Here is a 24798-nt window from a genome sequence, read left to right as displayed (position 1 = left end):
CAACGGCTTCGGCACGACCGACGGCCCCGACGCGTTCGACGCTCAGGGCCGTCGCTCAGGGCCGTCTCCTGGACGGCGGGATGCCGACGACGCAGGTGGCCGTCCGGTTCAGGACAGCGGCTTGGTGAGCTTCTTGGTGCCGGTCCGGTTGCCCATCAGGCTGCAGCTGACGGACTTGATGCCGAACTTGTAGCCCTTGAGCGAGGGGTACTGGACGTAGGTGCCCTCGGCGGTGCCGGCGGGCTGCCGGGCCGCCTTGCGCTCCAGCTCGTTGCGGCACAGCGCGGACGCCTTGCCCTTGATCTCGGATTCGGTGGTCAGGCCGGTGCCGAGGCGGTGGGTGGTGACGACCTCGGCGTCGTGCGGGCCGTCGCAGGAGGCCGCGTCGTTGTTGCCGCCGCCGCCCTTCGGGAGGTCGTAGCAGTCGCCGACCTTCAGCAGGTAGAAGGGGATCGTGCTGCTGGTGGGCGTGGGCGTGCTCCCGTAGTCCGTGCCGCTGGAGGACTCGGAGGGCGAGGGGGACGCGGAGGGGGACGCGCTGTCGGAGGGCGTGGCGCTCGCGCTCGAACTGGACGACGGCCGGGCGCGGTTGTTGTCGTCGTCATCGTCGTTGGCGATCACGACGAAGGTGACGACGGCGGCCAGCGCGACCACACCGGCCCCGATGATCGCCGCGATGACCTTGCCGTTGCCGCCGCCTCCGGGCGGGCCGGGCGGCTGCTGCCAGCCACCGGGCCCGGACGGGCCGCCCGCTCCCGGAGGGCCGTAGCCGCCGGCCGGCGGGCCGTAGCCACCGGGGGCCTGGTTGCCGCCCGGGGGCGGGGGGTAGCCACCGGGACCGTATCCGCCCTGGGCCTGACCACCGGGGCCGTAGCCGCCCGCCGGCGGGCCGAATCCGCCCGGGTTGTTGTGGGGCGGCTGGTTCGGCGGTTGCGGCTGGTTCGACGGCGGAGGCGGAGGAAAACTCATAGCGGAGATGATCGCTTCTTTACGGGGTTTTGAGGGACTCGGTGACCAACCTGGAACATTCCGGGTCTGAAATGTCCGCTCCGTGGGCACCGTTGGCGACAGGGGGCTAGCCACCCTACGGCCCGGAGGTTTCTCGTGTTCACCGACCTGCCCCTGGACGAGCTGCGCAGCTACCGCCCACCGCTTCCCGAACCGGCCGGCTTCGACGCGTTCTGGCAGCGCACCCTGGACGAGGCCCGTGCCCATGACCTCGACGCGCGCTTCACCGAGATCAACCCCGGACTGCCCCTGCTGCGCTGCTACGACGCCGCGTTCTCCGGCTTCGGCGGGCACCGCATCCGCGGCTGGTTCCTGACGCCGCGCGCCGGTGCCGGGCCGCTGCCGTGCGTCGTGCAGTACCTCGGCTACGGGGGCGGCCGGCTGCTGCCGCACGACTGGCTGCTGTGGCCGTCCGCGGGGTACGCCACGCTGGTGATGGACTCCCGGGGCCAGAGCGGCCCCGACCGCCCCGGCGACACCCCCGACCCGGCCGGCTACGGCAATCCGGGAGTACCCGGCAAAATGACCCAGGGCCTGCTCGACCCGGACGACTACTACTACCGGCGGCTGTTCACCGACGCCGTCCGGGCCGTGGAGGCGGCCCGCGGCCACGACGAAGTGGACGCCGACCGGATCGTGGTCGCCGGCCGCAGCCAGGGCGGCGCCCTCGCCCTGGCGATGACCGGACTGGTCCCCGGTCTGGCCGGCGCGCTGATCGACGTGCCGTTCCTGACGCACATCCGGCGCGCGATCGACATCACGGACGAGGGCCCGTACGGCGAACTCACCCGCTACTTCGCGGGCGCCCGCGGCCATATCGACGCCGCCCTGCACACCCTGGACCACTTCGACGGCCTGAACTTCGCGACCCGGGCCAGCGCCCCCGCGCTCTTCGGCACGGCACTGCGCGACGCGGTGGTCCCGCCGTCGACCGGCTTCGCCGCGTACCACCACTACGCGGGCGAGAAGGAACTGAAGGTGTGGCGGTTCAACGCCCATGAGGGCGGCGGCGGAGAACAGCGGGTCGCGGAGATCGCCTACGCGCGCAAACTGCTCGGCTGACGGTACGGCCGGCCGCGGCGGGGCGAGCGCCGCGGCCGCCGCCTCAGGCCGTGCCCAGCAGATGCTCCAGCGCCAGCTGGTCCAGCTGCTCGAAGGCCATCCCCCGGGCCGCGGCCGCCGCGGGATCGAAGGTCTCGTAGGCGGTCGCATCGGCGAGCAGCCCGGCCAGGCCGTCCTCGGCCGTGGGGCGGGCCAGCTGGTCGAGGCGGGCGGCGCGCAGCGCCTCCTGGACGGCCGGGGCGGCGCGGAAGGCCGCCGCGCGCTCCTTGAGGATCAGGTAGTTGCGCATACAGCCGGCCGCCGAGACCCAGACGCCGTCCAGGTCCTCGGTGCGCGGCGGCTTGAAGTCGAAGTGCCGCGGACCGTCGTAGCCGGCCGTCTCCAGGAGGTCGACCAGCCAGAAGGCGGACCGCAGATCGCCCGCGCCGAAGCGGAGGTCCTGGTCGTACTTGATCCCGTTCTGGCCGTTGAGGTCGATATGGAAGAGCTTGCCCGCCCACAGCGCCTGGGCGATGCCGTGCGGGAAGTTCAGTCCGGCCATCTGCTCGTGCCCGACCTCCGGGTTGACGCCGTAGAGCTCGGGACGCTCCAGCCGTTCGATGAAGGCCAGGGCGTGGCCGACGGTGGGCAGCAGGATGTCGCCGCGTGGTTCGTTGGGCTTGGGCTCGATGGCGAACCGCAGGTCGTAGCCCTGCTCGACGACGTACTGGCCGAGGAGGTCGAAGGCCTCCTTCATCCGGTCCAGGGCGGCTCGTACGTCCTTGGCGGCGCCGGACTCCGCGCCTTCGCGCCCGCCCCACGCGACGTAGGTACGGGCTCCCAGCTCGGCGGCGAGGTCGATGTTCCGCAGCGTCTTGCGCAGGGCGTAGCGGCGGACGCCGCGGTCGTTGGCGGTGAAGGCGCCGTCCTTGAAGACGGGGTGGGTGAAGAGGTTGGTGGTCGCCATCGGGACGACGAGTCCGGTGGCGTCCAGTGCCTGCCGGAAGCGCGTGACGGCGGCCGCGCGCTCGATGTCGCCGGCGCCGGAGGGGATCAGGTCGTCGTCGTGGAAGGTGATGCCGTACGCGCCGAGAGCGGCGAGGCGGTGGACGGATTCGACGGGGTCCAGGGCGCTCCGGGTGGGGTCGCCGAACGGGTCGCGGCCCTGCCAGCCGACCGTCCACAGGCCGAAGGTGAACTTGTCCTCGGGCACGGGCTGGTGGCGCATCGCGACTCCCTCGGTCATTTCGTCAACGCACTTTACAAATTCCGCGGTCAAACTAATATGCGGCAGCACACCGGGGAACCCCCTGGACACAGACCATGGGATACGGGCGCCAAGGGAGAGTGCACGATGGGCGCACAGGCAGCGGGACCGCTCGTCGCCGGGGTGGACAGCTCGACGCAGTCCACCAAGGCGCTGGTCGTGGACGCGGAGACCGGTGTGGTCATCGCCCGGGGACAGGCGCCGCACACGGTCAGCGGCGGCGAGGGCCGGCAGAGCGACCCGCGGCAGTGGTGGCAGGCGCTGGGCGAGGCGCTGACGCAGTGCGGCGACGCGGCGCGGCAGGCCTCGGCGGTGTCCGTCGGCGGGCAGCAGCACGGGCTGGTGACGCTGGACGCGGCCGGTGAGCCGGTGCGCCCGGCGATCTTGTGGAACGACGTACGCCCGGCGGCGCAGAGCGAGCGGCTGATCGCGGAGCGGGGCGGGGCGAAGGCCTGGGCGGACCGGATCGGGAGCGTGCCGACGCCGGCGTTCACGGTGGCCAAATGGGCCTGGCTGCAGGCCAACGAGCCTTCGGCGGCCGCCGGCACCGCCGCGGTGCGGCTGCCGCACGACTACCTCGTCGAGCGGCTGACCGGCCAGGCCGTCACCGACCGCGGCGATGCGTCGGGCACCGGCTGGTGGGCGTCGTCGACCGGGTCGTACGACGCGGACATCCTCGCGCACGTCGGGCTGGACCCGAAGGCGCTGCCGCGGGTGGCCCTCCCGGGGGAGGCCGCCGGGACCGTGCACGCCGACGACCTGCCGCTGCCGCACGGTGCGCTGGTGGCCGCCGGGACCGGCGACAACATGGCGGCGGCGCTCGGCCTGGGGCTGCGCCCGGGGCAGCCGGTGCTGAGCCTGGGCACCTCGGGGACGGTCTATGCGGTCTCGGCCCAGCGGCCCACCGATCCGACCGGCGTCGTGGCGGGCTTCGCCGATGCCCGCGGCGACTGGCTGCCGTTGGCCTGCACCCTGAACTGCACGCTCGCCGTGGACCGGGTGGCGGCGCTGCTGGGCCGCGACCGGGAGGCCGTGGAGGCGGGTGGCGAGGTGGTGATGCTGCCGTTCCTCGACGGCGAGCGGACCCCGAATCTGCCCGGAGCGTCGGGCCTGGTGCACGGGCTGCGGCACGAGACCACGGCCGGCCAGCTGCTGCAGGCCGCCTACGACGGCGCGGTGTTCGCGCTGCTGGAGGCGCTGGACCGGGTGCTCGACGGGAACATCGCGGCGGAGGTACCGCTGCTGCTGATCGGCGGCGGGGCGAAGGGCCGGGCCTGGCGGGAGACCGTGCGACGGCTGTCCGGGCGCCCGGTGGTGGTGCCCGAGGCGCAGGAGTTGGTCGCGCTCGGTGCCGCGGCGCAGGCGGCGGGACTGCTGCTGGGCGAGGACCCGGCGGCGGTGGCGCGCCGCTGGGGTACGGCCCGCGGCGCGGAGTACGAGGCGCAGGAGCGCGACGCGGCCGCCTGGGAGCGGATCCGGGCGACGCTGGCGCACGGCGAGGCACTGCTGCGGGGGTAGGCGGTTCGGCCGGACTGGTGAAATCGGCGGGGTTCGGGGGTTTTGCCGCCCCCCTCACCCCACCCACACGCCCTCCCCCGCCCCCCTCCTGCCCTCCCCCCGTAGGGGGGAGGGCAGGAGACGGGGGGTGGGGGGCGGGGGCCCGACATCGAGGAGCTCGCCATGCCCGCCGCACCCCCGCCCACCCCCGACACCCCCCACGCCATCCGCCGCCGCAATCTCGCCCGGGTGCTCCGGGCCGTGGCCGCGCAGGGGCCGCTGTCCCGGTCGGCGGTCGCGGCGCGGATCGGGCTCACCCGGGCGGGCGTGGCCCCGCTCGTGGAGGAGCTGCTGCGGTCCGGGCTGCTGGTGGAGGCGGGGCGGGCGGCGCCCAGCGGGCGGGGGCGGCCCGGCAGCGAACTGGCGGTGAGCGCCCATGGTCCGGCCGGGCTCGGGGCCGAGATAGGCGTCGACCATCTGGCGGTGTGCGCGGTCGATCTGCGCGGCCGGGTGCGGGCGCGGGTGGCGGCCGACGCGGCGAACCGGCAGAGCGAGCCCGGGCCGGTGCTGCGGCGGCTGTCCGCGCTGCTCACGGAGGTGACCGCGCGGATCGCGGCGGAGGGGCTGCGGCCGGCGGGGCTGGCCGTCGCGGTGCCCGGCCTGGTGGCCCGGGGCTCGACGACCGTGGTGCACGCACCCAACCTCGGCTGGCGGGCGGCCGATCTGACGCCGGAGCTGGCCTCGGCGGCGGCCCCGGGGCACGGCTTCGACGGCATCCCGCTGACCGTGGAGAACGAGGCGAACCTGGGTGCGCTGGCCGAGCTGCGGTGGGGCGGCGACGGCGCCGAACTCCCGGGAGCCCCCGCGGACTTCGTGCATGTCTCGGCGGAGATCGGGATCGGTGGCGCGGTGGTGGTGGGCGGTCAACTGCTGCGGGGGGCGCGGGGGTTCGCGGGTGAGCTGGGGCACGTCCCGGTGTATCCGGACGGTCGCCGCTGCGACTGCGGCGGGCGCGGATGCCTGGAGCTGTACGCGGGCGAACAGGCCGTACTGCGCGCGGCCGGGATCACGCCCGAGGGGGCGGCGGCCGCGCATCCGGGGCCTGGGGCGCGTGTGGCGATGCTGGCGCGCCGGGCCGCCGACGGGGACGCGGCCACCGTACGGGCACTGCGCGAGGCGGGGACGGCGCTCGGGATCGCGCTTGCGGGGGCGGTGAACCTGCTCGATCCCCAGGCGGTGGTCCTGGGCGGCGCGCTGGCCGGGCTGGCGCCTTGGGTCCTGCCGTCCCTGGAGCGGGAGTTGGCGCTGCGCACGGCGGTCGCGGCGGATCCGTCGCGCGCTGGCGGGCCGAAGGTGACGGTGTCGCGGCTGGGCGCGGACGGCCCCCTGCTCGGTGCGGCACACGCCGCCCTCCAGGCCGTGCTCGACGATCCCCTCAACTTCCGCGCCCCGGCACACTCTCCCCGGGGCTGAATCGCCTAAACCTTTCCATCGAAAGGGATTTCCATGCCACTCCATCGAGCGATTGTGCCGATAAAAAGCGCCCGACTACGGTCGGTTCGGCGGGCTGCCGCGGAACTGTCGTGACGGAGGGTTTCGGGGCGGCCGCATCGCACCCTTCGAGGAGATAGGTCGCATTGTGACGATTGCCGACGAATCGCTGCACGGCAGTGCGGAAAACGCCCCGAATTCCAGCCTGAGTACCACCGCCGCACGGAATTTGGCGACCACCACCAAGACCCCGCCGCAGATGCAGGGCATCACGTCCCGCTGGCTGCTGCGACTGCTGCCCTGGGTGCAGGTATCCGGCGGCACCTACCGCGTCAACCGCCGGCTGACCTACACCCTCGGTGACGGACGCATCGATTTCGCCAGCAGCGGCTCCGACGTCTCGGTGATCCCCGATGAGCTGCGCGAGCTGCCCGCCCTGCGGCAATTCACCGATACCGAGGTCCTCGCGGCGCTCGGCGAGCGATTCACCCAGCACGCCTACGCGCCCGGCGAGCTGATCGCCGAGGCCAGCACGCCGGACGACCGGCTGGTGCTGATCGTGCACGGCCGGGTGGACCGCATCGGCAGCGGCAAATACGGCGAGGAGACCGCGCTCGAGGCGCTGGCCGGCGGCGACCACCTCGGTGACGGGCCGCTGGCCGCCACCGAGGGGACCTGGCAGTTCAGCTATCGCGCGGTGACCCGGGTGACCGTCCTGGCGCTGTCGCGGCAGGCCGCGCAGGAGGTCGTCGACCGCTCCCCCGAGCTGCGCGACCATCTGGCCGCGGGCGTGGCGGACCCGGCGCACCCGACGAACGACAGCGGCGAGTCCGCGGTCTCGGTCGCCTCCGGACACCACGGCGAACCCGCGCTGCCCGGCACGTTCGTCGACTACGACCTGGCGCCGCGGGAGTACGAACTCAGCGTCGCCCAGACGGTGCTGCGCGCCCACAGCCGGGTCGGTGACCTCTACAGCGACCCGATGAACCAGGTCGAGGAGCAGCTGAAGCTCACGATCCAGGCGCTGCGCGAGCGCCAGGAGAGCGAGCTGATCAACAACCCCGAGTTCGGGCTGCTGCACAACGCCGACCTCAAGCAGCGCATCCACACCCGCAGCGGCCCGCCCACCCCGGACGATCTCGACGAGCTGCTCGCGACGGTCTGGAAGGACCCGGGCTTTCTGCTCGCCCACCCGCAGACGATCGCCGCGATCGGCCGGGAATGCAGTGCTCGCGGGCTGTATCCGACCGCGGTGGACTTTATGGGGCACTCGCTGCCGTCCTGGCGCGGGGTGCCGATCTTCCCGTGCAACAAGATTCCGGTGACGAAGGAGCGGACCAGTTCCATTCTGCTGCTGCGTACCGGCGAGGAGAATCAGGGCGTGGTCGGTCTGCACCAGACCGGAATTCCTGATGAATACGAGCCGAGCCTTTCGGTGCGCTTCATGGGCCTCGACGACCGGGCAGTCATCAAGTACCTCGTCAGCGCCTACTATTCGGCGGCAATTCTCGTGCCCGACGCGCTGGGCGTCCTCGAGGACGTGCAGATCGGCCACTGAGCAGACGCGCGGAAAGAGACCGCGCGCCCTGGGCGGCCCGCATCCCCGCCCCGGCGCCACGGCAGCACGCCACGTACGCACCGCATCCCACAGAACAGGTGAGCCTTCTCCATGACCACATCGGTGGACCCGACGTCCGGCCCGCAGCCTTCCGGGAGCGAGCAGAACCGTTCCAGCCTGGACACCTCGGCGGCCCGCAAGCTGGCGACCACGACCAAGACGCCGCCGCAGATGCAGGGGATCTCCTCCCGCTGGCTGCTGCGCGTCCTGCCCTGGACCCAGGTCTCCGGCGGTACGTACCGCGTCAACCGCCGACTCACGCACACCCTCGGCGACGGCCGGATCGAGTTCGTCTCGACCGGCACCGAAGTGCGGGTGATCCCCGCGGAGTTGCGCGAACTGGCGCCGCTGCGCGGCTTCGACGACAGCGCGACGCTGGAGGCGCTGGCCGGCCGGTTCGTCCAGCGGGAGTTCGCCCCCGGCGATGTGCTGGTCCGCAAGGGAGGGCCGACCGACCGGGTCATCCTGATCGCGCACGGCAAGCTGGACCGGACGGGCACCGGCAAGTACGGCGAGGACACGACCCTGGGCACGATCGCCGACGGTGATGCCATCGGCGCGGCGGCCCTGGTGTCGCCGGACGCGGAGTGGGAGCACTCCGTGCAGGCGGTGACCCGGGTGACCGCGCTGACCCTGTACCGCAGCGACTTCGAGGCGGTGCTGGCGGAGTCGGAGCCGCTGCGCGCCCATGTCGAGGAGTTCCGTGCGGCGCTGGTGCCGGCGCAGAACAAGCACGGTGAGGCGGCCATCGAGCTGGCCGCCGGCCATGTCGGTGAACCGCTCCTGCCCGGCACCTTCGCCGACTACGACACGGCGCCGCGCGAGTACGAACTCAGCGTCGCACAGACCGTGTTGAAGGTGCACTCGCGCGTCGCGGACCTCTACAACGGCCCGATGAACCAGCTGGACCAGCAGCTGCGGCTGACCGTGGAGGCGCTGCGCGAGCGCCAGGAACACGAGATGGTCAACAACCGCGAGTTCGGGCTGCTGCACAACGCCGACCTCAAGCAGCGCATCCACACCCGCAGCGGCCCGCCCACCCCCGACGACCTGGACGAGCTGATCTCGCGGCGCCGTAAGACGCAGTTCCTGCTGGCGCATCCGCGCACCATCGCCGCGATCGGGCGGGAGTGGAACGCGCGGGGCATCTACCCCAGCACCGTCGAGTTCGAGGGCGCGGCGGTGCGTTCCTGGCGGGGTATCCCGCTGCTGCCCTGCAACAAGATCCCGATCAACCCGGACCAGACCAGCTCGATTCTGGCGCTGCGGGTCGGCGAGGAGAACCAGGGGGTGATCGGGCTGCACCAGACCGGTATCCCCGACGAGTACCAGCCCAGCCTGTCGGTGCGCTTCATGGGCATCAACGACCAGGCCGTCATCAATTACCTGGTCAGCGCCTACTATTCGGCGGCGGTGCTGGTGCCGGACGCGCTGGGAATCCTGGAGGACGTGGAGATCGGTCACTGACGGCGACGGCTGCCGTCCGGGGTGCCGCGCCGGTGATTGGCCGTCAGGGTGGCGGCGCGGCACCCGGGTGACGACTGATCAGGTCATATGCCCGGCTCCTGACCTCGCCGTTTCGCCTTTGGCCGAGCCATTGGCGAAACGGCTACGCCCTTGGCAGGGAATGCCCTCTTGCGCATGATGAACGTACAGATGTGCGTGACATGTACGCGACCTTCCCCCTCGGTCCCTGTCAGGAGTTCACATGGCGCACGATCCTTCCCGCCCGGCCCGCCGGCGCCTGATCACCGGTGCCGCCGCACTCGCCGCCTCGGCCGCGCTCGCTCCCCTCACGACCGCCGCGGCAGACCCGCGCGGGCGGGCACCGCGCGGCGGCGGCTATCCCCCCGTCCAGTGGGTCCCGGCGAGCCCGGCCAACTTCACCGCCGCCAACCGCCCCACGCAGTATCCGATCAACATGGTCGTGGTGCATGTGACGCAGGAGACCTACGAGGACACCCTCAGGCTCTTCCAGGACCCCGCGCACAAGGCGGCCGCACACTATGTCGTACGGTCCGCCGACGGTCATCTCGCCCAGTGCGTCAAGGAACGCAACGTCGCCTGGCACGCCGGCAACTGGGGCTACAACACCCGCAGCATCGGTATCGAGCACGAGGGCTGGATCGACGACCCGACCTGGTTCACCGACGTGCTGTACGAGCGGTCCGCCCGGCTCACCGCCGCGGTCTGCGCCCGCTACCGGATCCCGCTGGACCGCGCGCACATCGTCGGCCATGTGGAGGTGCCCGGCAGCGACCACCACGACCCGGGCGAGTTCTGGGACTGGGCGCGCTACATGGAGCTGGTCGTCGAGGCCTCCTGGCGGCGCGCCGGGTGACGACGCACTCGGTTTCGGCGATTGGGCGCGATGCGCGACGCGGAAGTGAACGTCTTCGGTACCTGGGACGGTTGGCGCGACGTCAGGGGGGCTCGTGAAGCAGCGATTCGGCCGGGTTCGCGCGGTGCTGACGGTGCTGGTGGCGTGGGGTGTGCTCGCGGGCGGCGGGCTGGCCGGCGGGTCTCCGGCCACCGCCGCCACCACCACCGTGCAGGGCTTCGACGCCGTGGCGGTGGCGCCCGGCGTTTCGTACGGCGAGTTCCTGGTGACGGTGCCGCGCGGGGTCGTGCACGGGCATCTGCTGACGGTCGACCTGGCCGATCCGCGGGTCGCGGTCGATCTGCTGTATCCGGGGGTGGTCGGCGCCCGGGCGCCGGTGTCCCAACTGGCCGCGGCGCGCGGCGCGGTGGCGGCCGTCAACGGCGACTTCTTCCACATCACCGAGACCCAGCATCCGGGCGTGGAGGCGACCGGCGCCCCGGTGGGCCCTGCGGTGGCGTCGGGGCGGCAGCTCAAGGCCGCGGTACCGGGCGGGCAGCGGTTCGGTCCGGTCATGCCGCCCGGCGCGACCACCGAGGACGTCATCGGTGTCGGCTACGACCGCCGGGCGCGGCTGGACCGGCTCACGCTGCGCGGCGCGGTGCTCACCCCTGGAGGGGTGCTGCCGCTGCGCGGGCTGAACCAGTACGCGCTGCCGGTGGACGGCATCGGCGCGTACACCGCGCGGTGGGGCCCGGCGTCCCGGGTACGGGCCACCTGCGGTACGGACACCGACCGGACCGCGCCGTGCACTGCGCAGACCGCGGAGGTGACGGTCCGGTACGGCAGGGTGTCGGCGCTGGACGCCCGGCCGGGCACCGGCGGGGTGGCGGCGGGGAGCGTGGTGCTGGTGGGCCGGGAGGAGGGGGCGCGGCAGCTGCGCACGCTGCATGTCGGCGAGCCGGTGACGGTCGGCTACCGCCTCGTCGGGCAGCAGCCGGTCCCGCTGCGGTTCGCGGTGGGCGGCTTCCCGATCGTGCGGGACGCCGAGCCGGTGGCGGGTCTGGACGCCGTGACGGTGGCGGTGCGGACGTCCGCGGGGATCGGGCCCGGTGGCCGGCAGCTGTATCTGATGGCGCTGGACGGGGCGCCGGGGCAGGGGCCGACCGGGCTGACGGTGCGGGAGCTGGCCGAGCTGATGGAGCAGCTGGGTGCCCGCGACGCGATGAACCTGGACGGCGGTGGCTCCTCGACGCTGGTGACCGGCGACGGCTTCGGCCGGGTCGTGGTACGCAACCACCCGTCGGGCGGCGCGGAGCGGCCGGTGCCGAACGCCGTCGGGGTCTTCTCCCTCGGGTGAGCGGTGGGCGACCGGCCGGCCGGGGCCCGGCGGCGGTCGGGCCCGCCCGGCGATCCGGGCCGCCGCGGTGGGCCGCCGCGGTCACGGGCGGACGCTGCTCACCATGTCGGCGGCACCGGCGAGCCCCTGGTGGATGTCCGGGGCGAGGCTGCTGCTCGCCAGATAGAAGCCCAGCAGTGCGCACACCAGGGCGTGCGAGAACTTGAGTTTTCCGCTGCGCAGGAAGATCACCGTGAGGATCACCAGCAGCAGCACGACCGAGATGGAAACAGCCACGGGACGCACACCTCCTCGACCGCCGCCCGAACGGACGGCAGGAGTGGCCAGTTTGGCGTATTCAGAGGTATGTCCGGTTCGAGGCCCGATGCTCCATTGGGGTGATCACCGTGGGTCACGGCGGGCGGCGGCACCCCGTGGCGTGACGTGGATCACGTCACTCCCCGCAACGGAGTATGCGGATCGGCCGTCTTAGGGCCTGTCATCGCCGCCCCACCCACACCGCAGACGGAAAGCCCGCATGAGCCAGACCCCCTCCCCCCGCCGCCGGCCGCCCTGGCCGCTGTGTGTCGCGCTTCTGCTGATCCCGGTGATCGGCGTCGGTGTGTTCACCTGGTGCGGGGGCATAGCGGCGTCGGCGTCCAAGGGCGACCCGGTGAAGGTGACGCTGGGCGCGGCGAGCGGCACCAGAACCGTCCAGGCCGGCGACACCCTGCAGGTGACCGCCGAGGGCGGGGTGCTGACCGAGGTGACGCTCACCGATCCCAGGGGCCGGCGGCTGCCCGGCGGGCTCGGGGACGGCGGGTCCGTCTGGACGTCGAGCGAGAAGGCCGCGCCGGAGACCAAGTACTCCCTGGTCGCGAGGACGAGGAACGCGCGGGGCGGCGCCGGCACGACCAAGGAGTCGCTCACCACGGCGAAGGCGGCCAAGCTCAACAAGCTGGTGGTCGATCCCGGCCGGCAGGGCTCCGTGGTCGGCGCCGGCCGGCCGATCACGGTCACCTTCGACTTCCCGGTGACCGACCGGGAAGCGGTGCTGCGGGGCCTGAGCGTCACCTCCGACGACCGCGCTTCGGGTTCCTGGGACTGGGGCAGGGACGACAGCGGCAAGGACCAGGTGGCCTGGCGGCCCGCGCGGCCCTCGAAACCGGGGACCCGGATCACGCTGCGGGCGGAGCTGAGCGGCGTGGACTCCGGCGGCGGACGCTACTTCGCGACGGACTATGACCTGAACTTCACCATCGGCCGGACTTGCGCCGACTCGGCCGCGGCGCGGGTTTGTGGCAAGGTCCACGTGGGTGACCCCGTCGTGGTCACCGCATCCTCCGTGCGAGGGAAAGACGAGAGGACGATCGGGATCGGAGACTGGAGTGCCGGTGTTCCCGCCGGCGGCGAAACGAGCGCCCTCGCGTCGAGCAGTAGACCCCTTTCAGAGCCTAGTGTGACGGAATGAGCACCGTGCAGGACCAGGATCAACTCACGGGGTGGCGGCGCTTTCGGCGGCGCGTCCCCAATGGCTTCGCCATCATCTTCAGCGTGCTGGGGCTCTTCTGTGCCCTGACGGCGCTGATCGGGCCCCTGCGGCGCGCGCTCCACCCGGTGATCTACTGGCTGGACACGCTCACGATCCCAGTGGCGCCCAACTTCGCCTACGCGGTGTTCCTCTTCCTGTTGGGCGCGGCGATGACCGCGCGCAAACGCGTGGCGCTGTGGTTCGTCGTGGCCTACATGGTGCTGGTCGTCCTGGCCGACGCGCTGTTCCTGGCCGCGGGGTACGCGGAGTTCGCCTTCTCGCTGGTGCTGTGCACCGGTGCGCTGGTGCTGCTGCTCGTCGCGCACCGCGAGTTCTACGCGATCACCCGGCGGGGCGCGTTCCTGCGCGCCCTCGGGGTACTGGCCGCCGGACTGGCGGTCGCGGTGCTGATCGGCTGGGGGCTGGTGACGCTGGCTCCGGGCACGCTGGAGGCCGGCGGCGGCAACCGCCTGCTGTGGGTCGCCAACCGCGTCTGCGGCGGGCTGGTCGGCGGCCATCTGGTCGAGGGCCATCCGCCGCACTGGATCAGCACCGTCCTGGAACTGCTCGGTGCGCTGGCGCTGCTGAACGCGGCGGCCACGCTCTTCCGTTCGCAGCGGATGGAGGCCGCGCTGCACGGCGACGAGGAGGCCCGCATCCGGGCGCTGCTGAACCGCTACGGCAGCCAGGACTCGCTCGGCTACTTCGCCACCCGCCGCGACAAGGCCGTGGTCTTCTCCCCCAGCGGCAAGGCCGCCGTCACCTACCGCGTCGAGGCCGGTGTCTGCCTGGCAAGCGGTGACCCGGTCGGTGACCGCGAGGCCTGGACCCAGGCGATCGAGGCGTGGCTGGAGGTCGCCGGGCGGTACGGCTGGCAGCCGGCCGTCATGGGCGCCAGCGAGAGCGGCGCCAAGGCGTTCGCCCGCTGCGGGCTCGGTGCGCTGCAGCTGGGCGACGAGGCCATCCTGCACGTGAAGGACTTCGACCTGGACGGCCGCGAGATGCGGGTCACCCGCCAGGCCGTCAACCGCGTCGAGCGGGCCGGCGCGACCTTCCGGGTACGGCGCCACTCCGCGCTGACCGACGAGGAGATGCAGCAGGTCATCCACCGGGCGGACGCCTGGCGCGACACCGAGACCGAACGCGGCTTCTCGATGGCGCTGGACCGGCTGGGCGACCCCGAGGACGGGGACTGTCTGCTGGCCGAGGCGTTCGACGGCGACGGCAACATGATCGCGCTGCTGTCGTTCGTCCCCTGGGGCGGCGACGGCATCTCGCTGGACGTGATGCGCCGTGACCGCACCGCGCCCAACGGCGTGATGGAGTTCATGGTCGCCCAGCTGTGCGCCCAGGCCGGGGCGATGGGCGTGCGCCGGATCTCGCTGAACTTCGCGGTGTTCCGCTCCGCCTTCGAGGAGGGCGCGCGGATCGGTGCCGGACCGGTGCTGAAGTTCTGGCGCCGGCTGCTGCTGTTCTTCTCCAAGTGGTGGCAGCTGGAGGCGCTCTACCGCTCCAACGCCAAGTACAACCCCGAGTGGTACCCGCGCTTCCTGTGCTACGCGGACGCCGGCGCGCTGGCCCGTATCGGTCTGGCCTCCGGTATCGCCGAGGGCTTCGTGGCCGTACCGAGCCTGGGCAAGCTGTGGGGCAAGGGCCACAAGAAGCGGGTGCTGGCCCCGGCGAGCACGGCCGGTCTGCCGTCGCTGGACGAGCTGGGCCTGGTGCGGACGGCACCGGCCACCGAGGAGGAGCAGCGCGCGCAGGAGCTGGCCGCGCTGCCCGAGCAGGTACGGGTGCGCCACCGCAAGCTGGAGCGGCTGCGGGAGAACGGCACCGACCCCTATCCGGTGGGCGTGGAGCGTACGCACACCCTGGGCCAGGTCCGCGACGAGTACCCCGACCTCGCGGCCGGTGCGCGCACCGGCAAGTCGGTCAGCGTCGCCGGACGGGTGCTGCTCACCCGTGACCACGGCGGCGTGCTCTTCGCGGTGCTGCGGGACTGGTCGGGCGATCTGCAGATCGCGCTGACCCGGGACGGCAGCGGCAAGGAGCTGCTGGACCGCTTCGGCTCGGACATCGACCTCGGTGACCATGTCGAGGCCGAGGGCGAGGTCGGCAGCAGCGACCGCGGTGAGCTGACCGTGTTCGTGACCCAGTGGCGACTGACGGCCAAGTGCCTTCGTCCGCTGCCGGACAAGCGGCGCGGGCTGTCCGACCCCGAGGCCAAGGTCCGCCAGCGCTATGTGGACCTGGTCGTCTCGACGGACGCGCGGGAGAACGTACGGGCCCGCAGCACGGCCGTGCAGGCGCTGCGCCAGGGTCTGATCGACCGCGGTTACCTCGAGGTCGAGACGCCGATGCTGCAGCAGATCCACGGCGGCGCCAACGCCCGCCCGTTCCACACCCACATCAACGCCTACGACCTCGACCTGTATCTGCGCATCGCGCCGGAGCTGTACCTCAAGCGGCTGTGCGTGGGCGGTATGGAGAAGGTCTTCGAGATGGGGCGGACCTTCCGCAACGAGGGCATCTCCTACAAGCACAACCCCGAGTTCACGATGCTGGAGGCCTACCAGGCGTTCGCCGACTACGACGTGATGCTCGACCTGACCCGGGAGCTGATCCAGGGTGCGGCGGTCGCCGCGTTCGGCAGCGCCACGGCCCGTAAGGCGGATGCGAGCGGCCGGCTGGTCGAGCACGACATCTCGGGGATCTGGCCGGTCAAGACCGTCTACGGCGCGATCTCCGAGGCGCTCGGCGAGGAGGTCGACGCGGACACCGAACCGGACCGGCTGCGCCGGCTGTGCGGTGCCGCCTCGGTACCGGTGAAGCCGGAGATGGGCCGCGGGGACATCGTGCTGGAGATGTACGAGCGGCTGGTGGAGGAGAAGACCCAGCTCCCCACGTTCTACAAGGACTTCCCCACCGACGTCTCGCCGCTGACCCGGCAGCACCGCAAGGATCCGCGGCTCGCCGAGCGCTGGGACCTGGTCGCGTTCGGCACCGAACTGGGCACCGCCTACTCGGAGCTGACCGACCCCGTCGAGCAGCGCCGGCGGCTCACCGCGCAGTCGCTGCTGGCGGCCGGCGGGGACCCGGAGGCGATGGAGCTGGACGAGGACTTCCTGCAGGCCCTTGAGTACGCGATGCCGCCGACCGGTGGTCTGGGCATCGGCGTGGACCGGCTGGTGATGTTCCTGACCGGTCTGTCGATCCGCGAGACGCTGCCGTTCCCGCTGGTGCGGCGGCGCTGAGGCGGACCGTCCAGGAGCGCGCTCACGGCCCGGTCACAGCGGGCGAGACGGCGGAGGCCACCACCTTTCGGGGGTGGCCTTCGCCGTTCGCCGGCACCTGCCACAGGTCGGCGCCGTAGTCCCCGGGAAGGGCGTACAGCACAGTGCGGCCGTCCCTCCACAGCGCCTGGTCGTCGACGCTCGCCCGCTCGGCGAGCGGCCACTCGCGTCCGCTGCGCAGATCCAGGACGTACAGCCGCCAGGGGGCGTCGGCGCCCTTGGGCCGGACCCGCTTCTTGAAGGCGATCCGGGTGCCGTCCGGGGAGAGCGAGGGGCATTCGGCGTTCTCGCGCACGGCGGTCAGAGTGCGGCGGTTCAGGTCGCCGCGGACCAGGTAGGTGCGGCCCCCGGTGCCGAGGGTGGCGTAGAAGGTGGTGTCGTCGGCGGCGAAGGTGACGCCCCAGAAGTTGTGGTCGACGGCCTCGTGGCGGCGCCCGCCGATCCGGACGGTGAAGTCCTCCAGGCTGTCGTGGAGGGTGTGGGTCCGGGTGTCGTAGAGGGCGGTACGGGTGGAGAAGGCGCCGCCCGCGTAGGAGTCGCCGCTGACGAACACCGTCCAGGCGACGAGCCGGCCGCTGGGCGAGACCCGGGCGCGGGTGGGAATGCCGGGCACCGGGAAGTGCCGGACGGCCTTCAACCGCGCGTCCAGGACCACGGCCTCGTGGCCGGGCACCACTCCCCCGGTGGCCCGTAGGCAGACACCGGTGCCGGCGGCGGCGTGGAAGCGCAGACAGTCGTCGGGACCGGCCGTGCGGACGGCGCCGGGGTCGCTCAGCGGTACGGCGGCGAGGTGGTCGCGCTGCGGCCCCCACGCCAGGTTCCGGAAGATCAGGCGCCCGGGCCCGCCGAGGCCGAAGCCGCCCTGCCGCACGGCGGGTTGGCCCGCCCGGTCGTGGTCGCGCTCGGCGGCCCGGCCGGCGGCCCGGCCGACCGCGACGACGGCGGCCGTGGCGAGCAGGACGGTGACCGCGAGGAGCACCAGGGTCCGCCGGTGTGCGGGCCGCGAGAAGACCGGCGTCATGGGGAGGCCTTTCTGCCGAGGAACAGGGCGCCGAGCGCGACGGCGGCGGCCAGGCAGCCGGCCGCCGCGGCCAGCGCGGTGACGGGGCCGGCGGCGGTCCAGGCGGCGCCGAAGAGGACCGCGGCGGCGAAGCGGCCCACGGCCTGGCCGGTTTGGACCAGGGCCAGTCCACTGGCCCGCAGGTTCGGCGGCAGCAGGGGGGCGGCGGCCGCCATCAGCACCCCGTCGGTCGCCGCGTAGAAGACCCCCAGTAGCACGAACAAGGCGAACGTGGCGGGGAGTTGGGCGCTGAGCGGGGTGAGCAGCAGCAGGTAGGCGGCGAGCAGGGCGCCATGGCCGGCGAGGAAGACGCGCAGGCGTCCCGCGCGGTCGGCCAGGCGGCCTACGGGGAGCGCCAGCAGCAGGAAGGCGGCCGCGGTGCCGACCGGCAGCAGCGGGAACCACTGGGCGTCGAGGTGCCGGCGCTCCTGCAGCACCAGGTACAGGAAGGCGTCGCTGATGGTGGTGGCGCCGAGCAGGACCGCGGCCAGGCTCAGCCGGGACAGGCCGGGGGTGGCGGCCAGCGTGCGCAGCACCCGTAGGGCGCCGGGGCGTGGTGCCGGCGCCCGGCGTTCGGCCGCGTCCGGGCGCGGTTCGCGGACGTACAGGGCGAGCAGCAGCACGCCGAACGCGGCGCAGCAGAAGCTGACCTGGAAGACCGCGTCATAGCCGTCCCGGGCGGCCCACAGCACGGCGAAGGCGGCGAGCGGGCCGAGCAGGGCGCCGGCGGTGTCCAGGGTGCGGTGCACGCCGAAGGCGCGGCCCTGTTGCGCGGGGGTGGTGGACAGCGAGATCAGGGCATCGCGCGGGGCGCTGCGCAGGCCCTTGCCGGTGCGGTCGGCGGCCAGGACGGCGCCGACCGCCCAGGGGGTGGTGACGGCGAGCAGGCCGAGTTTGCAGACCGCGGAGAGGGTGTAGCCGGTGGCCGCGACGAGCTTGCGGCGCCGGGTGCGGTCGGCGGCGTAGGAGCCGGCGAGCCGTACCAGCGCGGTGACGCCCTGGTAGACGCCGTCGAGCAGGCCGAAGGCGAGCGGGGACATGCCCAGGCCGGCGACCAGGTACAGCGGCAGGACGGCGGCGACCATCTCCGAGGAGACGTCCGTGACCATGCTGACCAGCCCGAGGGCGACGACGTTGCCGGCGACGGCGCCCCGCAGGAAGGCCGGCCGGTGGCGGGCGACACCCGCCGAGGCGTCGGCGGCGCGGCTGGACGAGAGGTACACGGACGTCTCCTCGTGCCGTGGGTCAGAACCAGTTGACGGTGAGCGGGAAGCGGGCCGTGGCGGTGGCGTTCGCGGCGTCGGTGGCGGTGGCGGTGATCTGGAAGGTGCCGGTCTGCCAGGGCTTGCCGGTGATGCGGCCGCCGGCCGTGTCGGTGGTCAGGCCCAGTGGCAGTCCGGTGGCGCGGTAGCCGATCGGGGCCTTGCCGCCGGAGGCGGTCAGCTGGAGGGTGCAGGGCTGGTTGAAGCGGCAGGTCTGCGGGCCGGGGGTGGCGAGCTTGAGGTCGCCGTCGGGCGGCTGGGTGCCGCCGGTGTCGAACACCTCGGTGACGGGCGTGGCGGTGGCGGCGTTGCCGGCGTGCCCGGTGCCGTACATGTCCTCGAAGGTCCGCAGCAGGTTGTAGTGGTTGTAGGCGCCGCCGACGCCGCCCTGTTTGACGTGGGCGCCGTGGAAGACGGTCGCGATCTGGTTGGAGCCCAGGTAGTTGTCCTCGTCCCAGGTGAGCACGAGCAGGCTGTTGTGGGTCCTGGCCCACTCGGCGTAGGAGGCGAGGTTGTTCTTGACCCAGGTGTCGCCGCTGCCGACGGCGCAGTCGTGCATGTCGTTGCACATGTCGGGGACGACGAAGGACAGCGTCGGGAGCTGGGTGAAGTCGTCCTTGGGGAACTGGGCGAAGGTCTTGCCGGTGCCCACCGGCACGTTCTTGAAGGCGAACCACGGGTTGTGCTTCTGCGCGTAGCGGCCGCTGGTGCAGGTCGTGGAGCCCTCGCCGGGCAGGCCCTCGTTGTAGCTGGCGAAGGTCTTGCCGGCGGCGATCAGTTCCTGGCCGAGGTTGGGGGCGTCCATCGACTGGGCGGTGTAGCAGCCGTCGCCGGTGATGCCCTGGGTGGCGCCGGAGAAGAGGTTGAAGTAGTTCGGCTGGCTGGGGTGGGTGAGCGCCTTCATGCCGGTCAGGCTGGCGCCGCCCTGGGCGAGTTGGTTGATGTAGGGGGCGTTGGCGCTGCCGATGATCTCGCCGTACTGCTTGTTCTCGAAGACGACGATCACGACGTGGTCGTAGGACGGCAGCGCGGCGCCGGTGCCGACACGGGCCTCGGCGGTGGTGGCGACCGCGATCAGACCGAGCGCGCCGAGAGCCGCGGCGAGCGCTCTGCGCAGGCGGTTGGGTCGGGGTTTCATCGGGTCTCACTCTCCTGGTCGGGGGGTGTGGGGGGTGGGGGTCGTCGGTCCTCGCGGCGGGCCGCGTCCGCGACGGCGATCCGCAGGAAGCGCGGCACGGGCAGCCCGCAGCGGCCGAAGGCGCCGGCCACCTCGGCCCGGACCGCCGCGCGCCGGTCCAGGGGCATCAGCAGCAGCACGCTGCGGCCCGGCCGGCGCCCGGGCCACCAGGCGGACCGGGCGCCGGCGCGCAGCGCCTCGCGGATCACCAGGGCGCCGGCGGTGGCGCCGCCGTCCTGGCTCCGGCATTCGGTACCGGCCGTACGGACCGCCACCAGCAGCAGGCAGGGGTCCGGGCCGCCACCGGGGGCCGCGAGCGGCCGGTGGGTGCTGCCGTCGGCCGCGAGGAGGTGGCCGGCCCGGGCGAAGAGCACGGCCCGGCGCAGCGCGTCATCACCGGGCACGGCGGAGCCCAGGAGTTCCGCCAGCTGTGCCCGGGTGGGCGGGCGGACGCCCGGACCGGCGCAGGCGTCCGCGACGGCCAGGGCGAGGGCGCACTCCAGCGGTTCGGCGACGGGCAGCCCCACCGAGTCGGGCAGGGTGGCGTTCAGCTGCAGATCGGCGCCGCCGTGGCCGATCCCGGCGGCGGCGAGCGCGCGCAGCGCCGCGTACGGGCGGGCCGCCCAGCGGGGGGCGGGGGCGGCCGGGCCGGTCAGCGGGAGCACGGCGCTCTCGGCCGGGTGGTTGAGCGAGCCGCAGTGCAGCATCCCGTCGGCGCGCGGGGCGACGGCCACCGCGAGGTGCCAGTTGGCCGCCGCGACCCAGTCGGCCGGTGGCGCGCCGCCACCGCGCACCGGGCCGGGGTGGACGGCGCGGCCGGAGAGGTGGAAGGCGTACGGGGCCCGCCAGACCACCTCGGGCGGGCGCCCGTTGGCCATGGTGAAGCCGTGGGCGAGCAGCCGCAGCACGGGGTCGGCCGCCGGGCGCCGGGCCAGGTCCACGGCTCTCACCCCAGTTCCTTGCGGGCGAGCAGCCGGTAGGCGTTGCCGCCGTCGGTTACCCGGGCGACCGCGGTGCGCAGGGCGTCGAGGGCGGCCGCGGCGCCGTAGCAGGGCAGGGCCAGGGCCTGTACGGCGCTGTGGGCGGCGCGACGGCCCGGGGTGGCGGGGGCGGTGGCCCAGGGGGCGCGCGGATCGGGGGCGAGCCGGTTGGCGGTGAGGGCGACGGCGCCGATGAAGTCGGCGTTCGCCTGGTGGGCGGCGCCGTGCTGCTCGGCGAGGATGGTGAACCCCCGCTCCGCCAGGGCCTGTTTGAGGTTGCCGGCCGGGATCAGATGCTGGTGCTGGGGCTGGAACCAGGGCAGCCAGTGGGAGCCGAGCAGCCGGGCGATACGGGACGTGGGGTCGGGCAGCTCGATGAGCAGATGCCCTCCGGGGGCCAGGACCTTGCCGGCCGCGTCGAGCTCGGCGAAGGGGTCCCGGGTGTGTTCGAGGTAGTGGTGCATGCTCACGGTGTCGTAGCGGCCGGTGAGCCGGTCGGCGAGGGCGGGGAACTGGCCCTGGTACGCGGCGGTGATCCAGCCCCGGCGCTCGGCCTCATGCACTCCGGCGCCCATGTCCAGCCCGTCGAAGCGGGTGGTGGGCCATACGTCGCGGGCGGCGTTGCAGAAGTGTCCCGCTGCCGTGCCGACGTCGAGCCAGGCCCTGGGGGTGGTGAAGGGTTTGAGCAGTTCGGCGCGGGCCCGGTAGGTGCCGTTCATCCGGCCCAGGATCAGGGCGGCGCCCTCACCGCCGAGCCCCTCGTAGAAGTCGCGGTAGTAGAAGTCGAGCCCGTCCACGGTGAGCCGGGGGTTTTGGAAGACGTGGCCGCAGCGCCGGCACTCTTCGAGGGTGAAGCGGCCGGGCTTGCCCTGCAGCAGGTCGGGCATGCGGACCCGGACGACCGGATCGGGTGCCGAGCACCAGGGGCAGTCGGTGCGTCGCGGCTCGAAGAACCGGTCGGTGCCGTCGGCGAGTTCGGCGGTGTACGCGGCGCGGCGCGCCGGGGCGTCGTCCGCGCCGGGCGCCTTAGCGGGCGGTGTCCGCAAGGTGTGCAGGGCGGTGGACACCGCCCGCAGCGGACGTGCCGCGGTGGTGCGGGCCAGGCCGGCGGGCCGCAGCCGACGGGCGGGGGCGGCGACCAGCGCGGGCTGGAGCCAGTACAGCGCGGCCGCCGCCGCTCCCCAACGCGGCGCGGAGTAAAGGCACTTGAGCAGCAGCGCGAGACCGGCGAGCTGGCCGGCCGACAGCAGGACGGGGGGCAGGCCGCGGGCGCGGAGCTCCTCGGCGCGCCGGCCGGGGTCGGGGGGCGGCGCCGCCAGACCGGGGGCGATGGCCCAGCCGGTGGCGTCGGGGGCGTACTCCTTGAGCTCGGCGAGGAGGCGGAGGAGGTCGGCGGCGGAGCGCGGTGGCGCCTCGGCGAGCCGGCCGGGGAGCTGGGCGCGGCGGTGGACCTCGTCGGCCACCAGCACGGCGTGGCCCGCGCCGTGCCCGGGCGCTCCCCGGTCCTTGCGGTGCGCCGCGGGGTCGAGCAGCCGGAGCAGGCCGAGGGCGCTCTCGGCGTCGAGCCGCGCCGGGATCAGGTCCAGCACGCGCAGCCCTTCGTGTGCGGCATGGGCGACGGCGGCGCGCAGGGTCGCCTCGTCGGCCGTGACGCCGGGCGCGGTGATCAGCTGCCAGCCCGCGAGCGGTGGCCGCGCGGTGTCGTACGGTTCGGCCGCCGCGTCGAGCAGGGGCAGCACGGCGAGCCGGCGGCGGGCGCGTACGGTGCCCGCGGCCAGGGCCAGCGCCGTGGCGGCCGCCGCGGTGCGGGTACCGGCACGGAAACGTTGTGCTGGTGCCATCTGCCTCACGACTCCTTCTCGGACGCGGTGCGGTGGTCGGTGCCGATGGGGTACGTGCCGGGGCCGAGCGGCAGCTTCTCCAGGCGGTCGGCCGCGGCGGTGGCACCGCCCGCCGCCGCGAAGGACGCCTGGATGCGGCGGGCCGCGCCGCGGTGGGCCGGGTCGTCGAGCACGGCCGTCAGGGCCTGTCGCAGCTCGTCGGTACGGGCCCGGCCGAAGCGCACCCGTACGCCCGCGCCGGCCTCGGTCACCTGGCGCGCCACGATCGGCTGATCGTCGCGGACCGGCGCCACGACCAGCGGCAGCCCGTACGCGAGCGCCTCGCACACGGTGTTGTGGCCGCCGTGGCACAGCACGGCGTCGAGGTGCGGGAGCAGTTGGAGCTGGGGGACGTACTCCTGGTGCAGCACGTTCGGCGGGAGGTCCCCGGCGAGGTCGCCGGGGGCGGCCAGGATCAGCTGCACGCGGTCGGCGAGGGCGGCCGCGGCGCGCAGCACCGCGGGGTAGAAGCGGGCCCCGGCCTCGCGGTTGAGCGTGCCCAGGGAGACCAGTACGCGGGCGCGTCCGGGATCCAGCCGACGCCAGGGGAAGTCGGCGGCGGGCGGGCGGGGGCCGAAGGCGGGGCCTACGAAGGCGTAGTGCGGGCCCCACTTTTCGGCCCCCGCCCCCACCCCCTCGCCCGCCCCTGACCAGCCCCCCTCCCCCACCAACTCGGGCGTCGAGAACACCAGCACCAGATGGGGCGAGAAGCGCGGGTCCCAGCCGGCGGGTGCGCCGCAGTCGGCGAGCAGGCCAGCGAGGCGCCGCGCCACCCACTCCCCCACCTTCGGGAAGCCGTCGAACGGCCTGGTGAACTCCGCCGAGGTGGTCGCCGAGGTCACCCAGGGCAGGCCGTGCCGGCGCGCCACCAGGGGTCCGGCGAAGGCCTGTTGGTCGGCCACCAGCACATCGGGCGTGAAGGCTTCGACGGCGGCGTGCACCCCGGGCAGCATCGCGTGGGCGAGCGGGACCAGCGCCTCCTCCCACAGGAAGCGCAGCGCCGCGACACCGCGCAGATCGCGCCATCGCCGGTGCAGTACGTCATAGCCGTCTGCCGCGCCCCGGTCTCCCGCCGAGTACAGCCGGGCGCCGGCCGGGAGCAGGGTCGCCAGGGCCGCGGCGGGGCCGGTCCAGGCGACCTGGTGTCCGCGTGCGGTGAGCTCGGCGGCCACGGCGAGCGTGGGGTTGACGTGCCCGGCGAGCGGCGGGACGACGAAGAGGACTCTCATCCGGCCACCGCCCCGGCCCGTACGCGCAGCCGCCCCAGTACGGCGTGGCACAGCCCTTCGGTGGCCTCCTTGAGCACCGTGTGCCCCACGTCCGGCAGCACACACAGCTCGCAGTCGGGCGCGATGGCCGCCAACTCCCTTGCTCCTGGGAGGAGTTCGGACTTCTCCCCGTAGACGGCGAGGACCGGGCGGCGCAGCCGGGCGAAGTCGCCGGCGGTGAAGGCACCGGCGGCCGCGATGTCCTCGATCAGCGTGGTGTGGTTGAGCAGGGCGTCCGCGCCGGCGGTCAGCCGGGCCTCCTTGCGCCGCCCGAGCGCGGCGAGCTGCTCGGTCATACGGCCGTCTTCGAGGCCGAGGGCGGCGGCGGTGAGGGTGTCGGTCATCTCCTCGACCCAGTCGCCGGTCAGCTGGGCGTCGATCAGCACGAGCGAGGCGACGAGGTCGGGCCGCAGGAGCGCGGTGTGCAGGGCCACGGCGCCTCCATGGCTGTTGCCGATCAGATGGACCGGGCCGAGGTCGGGCCCGACGGCGGCGAGCAGCGCGATGAGGTCGGCCGCCGCGGTGTCCCGGTCGTAGCCGGTGGGCGGGCGTTCGCTGCGGCCGTGCCCGCGCTGGTCGTAGAGGAGCACCTCGTGTCCGGCGTGGCAGAGCGGGCCGGCCAGGGTGCAGTAGAAGCTCGACAGGTTGTCCATCACCAGCCCGTGGAGGCAGACGACGGTGGGTCCGCCGGGCCGGGAGCCGGCGCCCCGGGCCGGCAGCCGTTGGGTGTGCAGGCGCAGTCCGCCCGCGTCGGTGTGGGCCATGG

19 protein-coding genes are annotated in these 24798 nt (G+C 73.6%); 9 read left to right on the top strand and 10 right to left on the bottom strand.

Annotated features, from left to right (window positions below):
• Nucleotides 1-108: 108 nt before the first annotated feature.
• On the bottom strand, nt 109-969 hold the full coding sequence (locus tag ACZ5XZ_RS15545) for a hypothetical protein (protein WP_468978048.1): 861 nt from the start codon (nt 967-969) through the stop codon (nt 109-111).
• 135 nt (nt 970-1104) lie between these two features.
• Between ACZ5XZ_RS15545 and ACZ5XZ_RS15540 the strand changes: the two genes are divergently transcribed.
• Nucleotides 1105-2070, top strand: a complete 966-nt coding sequence (locus ACZ5XZ_RS15540) for an acetylxylan esterase (RefSeq protein WP_468978045.1) — start codon at nt 1105-1107, stop codon at nt 2068-2070.
• Nucleotides 2071-2113: 43 nt separating this feature from the next.
• Here ACZ5XZ_RS15540 and xylA read toward each other — a convergent pair whose 3' ends face one another.
• Nucleotides 2114-3277, bottom strand: a complete 1164-nt coding sequence (gene xylA / locus ACZ5XZ_RS15535) for a xylose isomerase (RefSeq protein ID WP_468978043.1) — start codon at nt 3275-3277, stop codon at nt 2114-2116.
• Between the two features lie 126 nt (nt 3278-3403).
• Between xylA and xylB the strand changes: the two genes are divergently transcribed.
• The 6 genes from xylB to ACZ5XZ_RS15505 all read left to right on the top strand — a co-directional run bounded on the left by xylB (nt 3404) and on the right by ACZ5XZ_RS15505 (nt 11602).
• Nucleotides 3404-4834, top strand: a complete 1431-nt coding sequence (gene xylB, locus ACZ5XZ_RS15530) for a xylulokinase (RefSeq protein ID WP_468978041.1) — start codon at nt 3404-3406, stop codon at nt 4832-4834.
• A gap of 162 nt (nt 4835-4996) precedes the next feature.
• Nucleotides 4997-6286: an ROK family protein gene (locus tag ACZ5XZ_RS15525; protein ID WP_468978039.1), complete on the top strand. Its 1290-nt coding sequence runs from the start codon at nt 4997-4999 to the stop codon at nt 6284-6286.
• A gap of 163 nt (nt 6287-6449) precedes the next feature.
• Nucleotides 6450-7862 carry a family 2B encapsulin nanocompartment shell protein gene (locus tag ACZ5XZ_RS15520; RefSeq protein WP_468978226.1) on the top strand — a complete coding sequence of 471 codons (1413 nt, stop codon included), beginning with the start codon at nt 6450-6452 and terminating at the stop codon, nt 7860-7862.
• Between the two features lie 111 nt (nt 7863-7973).
• Nucleotides 7974-9389, top strand: coding sequence for a family 2B encapsulin nanocompartment shell protein (locus ACZ5XZ_RS15515; protein WP_468978038.1), 1416 nt, complete (start codon nt 7974-7976; stop codon nt 9387-9389).
• A 241-nt stretch (nt 9390-9630) separates the two neighbouring features.
• On the top strand, nt 9631-10263 hold the full coding sequence (locus ACZ5XZ_RS15510) for an N-acetylmuramoyl-L-alanine amidase (RefSeq protein ID WP_468978036.1): 633 nt from the start codon (nt 9631-9633) through the stop codon (nt 10261-10263).
• A gap of 94 nt (nt 10264-10357) precedes the next feature.
• Entirely contained in the window at nt 10358-11602 is a 1245-nt protein-coding gene (locus tag ACZ5XZ_RS15505; protein WP_468978034.1) for a phosphodiester glycosidase family protein, read from the top strand.
• Nucleotides 11603-11683: 81 nt separating this feature from the next.
• Here ACZ5XZ_RS15505 and ACZ5XZ_RS15500 read toward each other — a convergent pair whose 3' ends face one another.
• Nucleotides 11684-11878 (bottom strand): hypothetical protein, encoded by a 195-nt coding sequence (locus ACZ5XZ_RS15500; protein ID WP_362924940.1) that lies wholly within the window; start codon nt 11876-11878, stop codon nt 11684-11686.
• Between the two features lie 241 nt (nt 11879-12119).
• Between ACZ5XZ_RS15500 and ACZ5XZ_RS15495 the strand changes: the two genes are divergently transcribed.
• Complete coding sequence (locus ACZ5XZ_RS15495) at nt 12120-13052, top strand: Ig-like domain-containing protein (RefSeq protein WP_468978032.1); 933 nt, start codon at nt 12120-12122, stop codon at nt 13050-13052.
• The gene (lysX, locus tag ACZ5XZ_RS15490; protein ID WP_468978031.1) at nt 13049-16366 is read left to right on the top strand and encodes a bifunctional lysylphosphatidylglycerol synthetase/lysine--tRNA ligase LysX; all 3318 of its coding nucleotides are present in this window, start codon (nt 13049-13051) and stop codon (nt 16364-16366) included. The genes ACZ5XZ_RS15495 and lysX overlap by 4 nt, the downstream gene beginning before the upstream one ends.
• A gap of 22 nt (nt 16367-16388) precedes the next feature.
• On the opposite strand, the gene ACZ5XZ_RS15485 is transcribed toward lysX, so the two are convergent.
• Genes ACZ5XZ_RS15485 through ACZ5XZ_RS15455 form a run of 7 tightly spaced genes read right to left on the bottom strand, consistent with a single transcriptional unit; the run spans nt 16389 to nt 24796 of the window.
• Entirely contained in the window at nt 16389-17426 is a 1038-nt protein-coding gene (locus ACZ5XZ_RS15485; RefSeq protein ID WP_468978028.1) for a TolB family protein, read from the bottom strand.
• Nucleotides 17423-18688 carry an MFS transporter gene (locus tag ACZ5XZ_RS15480; protein WP_468978026.1) on the bottom strand — a complete coding sequence of 422 codons (1266 nt, stop codon included), beginning with the start codon at nt 18686-18688 and terminating at the stop codon, nt 17423-17425. The genes ACZ5XZ_RS15485 and ACZ5XZ_RS15480 overlap by 4 nt, the downstream gene beginning before the upstream one ends.
• Before the next feature lie 22 nt (nt 18689-18710).
• A complete protein-coding gene (locus ACZ5XZ_RS15475; RefSeq protein WP_468978024.1) occupies nt 18711-19865 on the bottom strand; it encodes an alkaline phosphatase family protein in 1155 nt (384 codons plus the stop codon).
• Entirely contained in the window at nt 19862-20854 is a 993-nt protein-coding gene (locus tag ACZ5XZ_RS15470; RefSeq protein WP_468978022.1) for a galactokinase, read from the bottom strand. Before ACZ5XZ_RS15470 ends, ACZ5XZ_RS15475 begins: the two co-directional genes overlap by 4 nt.
• Nucleotides 20851-22725, bottom strand: a complete 1875-nt coding sequence (locus ACZ5XZ_RS15465) for a methyltransferase domain-containing protein (RefSeq protein ID WP_468978020.1) — start codon at nt 22723-22725, stop codon at nt 20851-20853. Before ACZ5XZ_RS15465 ends, ACZ5XZ_RS15470 begins: the two co-directional genes overlap by 4 nt.
• A gap of 5 nt (nt 22726-22730) precedes the next feature.
• Nucleotides 22731-23993, bottom strand: coding sequence for a glycosyltransferase (locus ACZ5XZ_RS15460; protein ID WP_468978019.1), 1263 nt, complete (start codon nt 23991-23993; stop codon nt 22731-22733).
• Nucleotides 23990-24796 carry an alpha/beta fold hydrolase gene (locus tag ACZ5XZ_RS15455; RefSeq protein ID WP_468978017.1) on the bottom strand — a complete coding sequence of 269 codons (807 nt, stop codon included), beginning with the start codon at nt 24794-24796 and terminating at the stop codon, nt 23990-23992. Before ACZ5XZ_RS15455 ends, ACZ5XZ_RS15460 begins: the two co-directional genes overlap by 4 nt.
• Between the last annotated feature and the right edge of the window lie 2 nt (nt 24797-24798).

This window comes from Streptomyces sp. NPDC033270 (assembly GCF_055576575.1).
This window is presented reverse-complemented; position numbering and strand designations above follow the sequence as displayed.

What these genes read in the sequence shown, in the direction of transcription:
- ACZ5XZ_RS15515 (WP_468978038.1), top strand. Translation starts at nt 7,974, where the DNA reads ATGACCACATCGGTGGACCCGACGTCCGGCCCGCAGCCTTCCGGGAGC.
- ACZ5XZ_RS15525 (WP_468978039.1), top strand. Translation starts at nt 4,997, where the DNA reads ATGCCCGCCGCACCCCCGCCCACCCCCGACACCCCCCACGCCATCCGC.
- xylA (WP_468978043.1), bottom strand. Translation starts at nt 3,277, where the DNA reads ATGCGCCACCAGCCCGTGCCCGAGGACAAGTTCACCTTCGGCCTGTGG.
- ACZ5XZ_RS15485 (WP_468978028.1), bottom strand. Translation starts at nt 17,426, where the DNA reads ATGACGCCGGTCTTCTCGCGGCCCGCACACCGGCGGACCCTGGTGCTC.
- ACZ5XZ_RS15455 (WP_468978017.1), bottom strand. Translation starts at nt 24,796, where the DNA reads ATGGCCCACACCGACGCGGGCGGACTGCGCCTGCACACCCAACGGCTG.
- ACZ5XZ_RS15460 (WP_468978019.1), bottom strand. Translation starts at nt 23,993, where the DNA reads ATGAGAGTCCTCTTCGTCGTCCCGCCGCTCGCCGGGCACGTCAACCCC.
- xylB (WP_468978041.1), top strand. Translation starts at nt 3,404, where the DNA reads ATGGGCGCACAGGCAGCGGGACCGCTCGTCGCCGGGGTGGACAGCTCG.
- lysX (WP_468978031.1), top strand. Translation starts at nt 13,049, where the DNA reads ATGAGCACCGTGCAGGACCAGGATCAACTCACGGGGTGGCGGCGCTTT.
- ACZ5XZ_RS15545 (WP_468978048.1), bottom strand. Translation starts at nt 969, where the DNA reads ATGAGTTTTCCTCCGCCTCCGCCGTCGAACCAGCCGCAACCGCCGAAC.
- ACZ5XZ_RS15475 (WP_468978024.1), bottom strand. Translation starts at nt 19,865, where the DNA reads ATGAAACCCCGACCCAACCGCCTGCGCAGAGCGCTCGCCGCGGCTCTC.
- ACZ5XZ_RS15510 (WP_468978036.1), top strand. Translation starts at nt 9,631, where the DNA reads ATGGCGCACGATCCTTCCCGCCCGGCCCGCCGGCGCCTGATCACCGGT.
- ACZ5XZ_RS15495 (WP_468978032.1), top strand. Translation starts at nt 12,120, where the DNA reads ATGAGCCAGACCCCCTCCCCCCGCCGCCGGCCGCCCTGGCCGCTGTGT.
- ACZ5XZ_RS15465 (WP_468978020.1), bottom strand. Translation starts at nt 22,725, where the DNA reads ATGGCACCAGCACAACGTTTCCGTGCCGGTACCCGCACCGCGGCGGCC.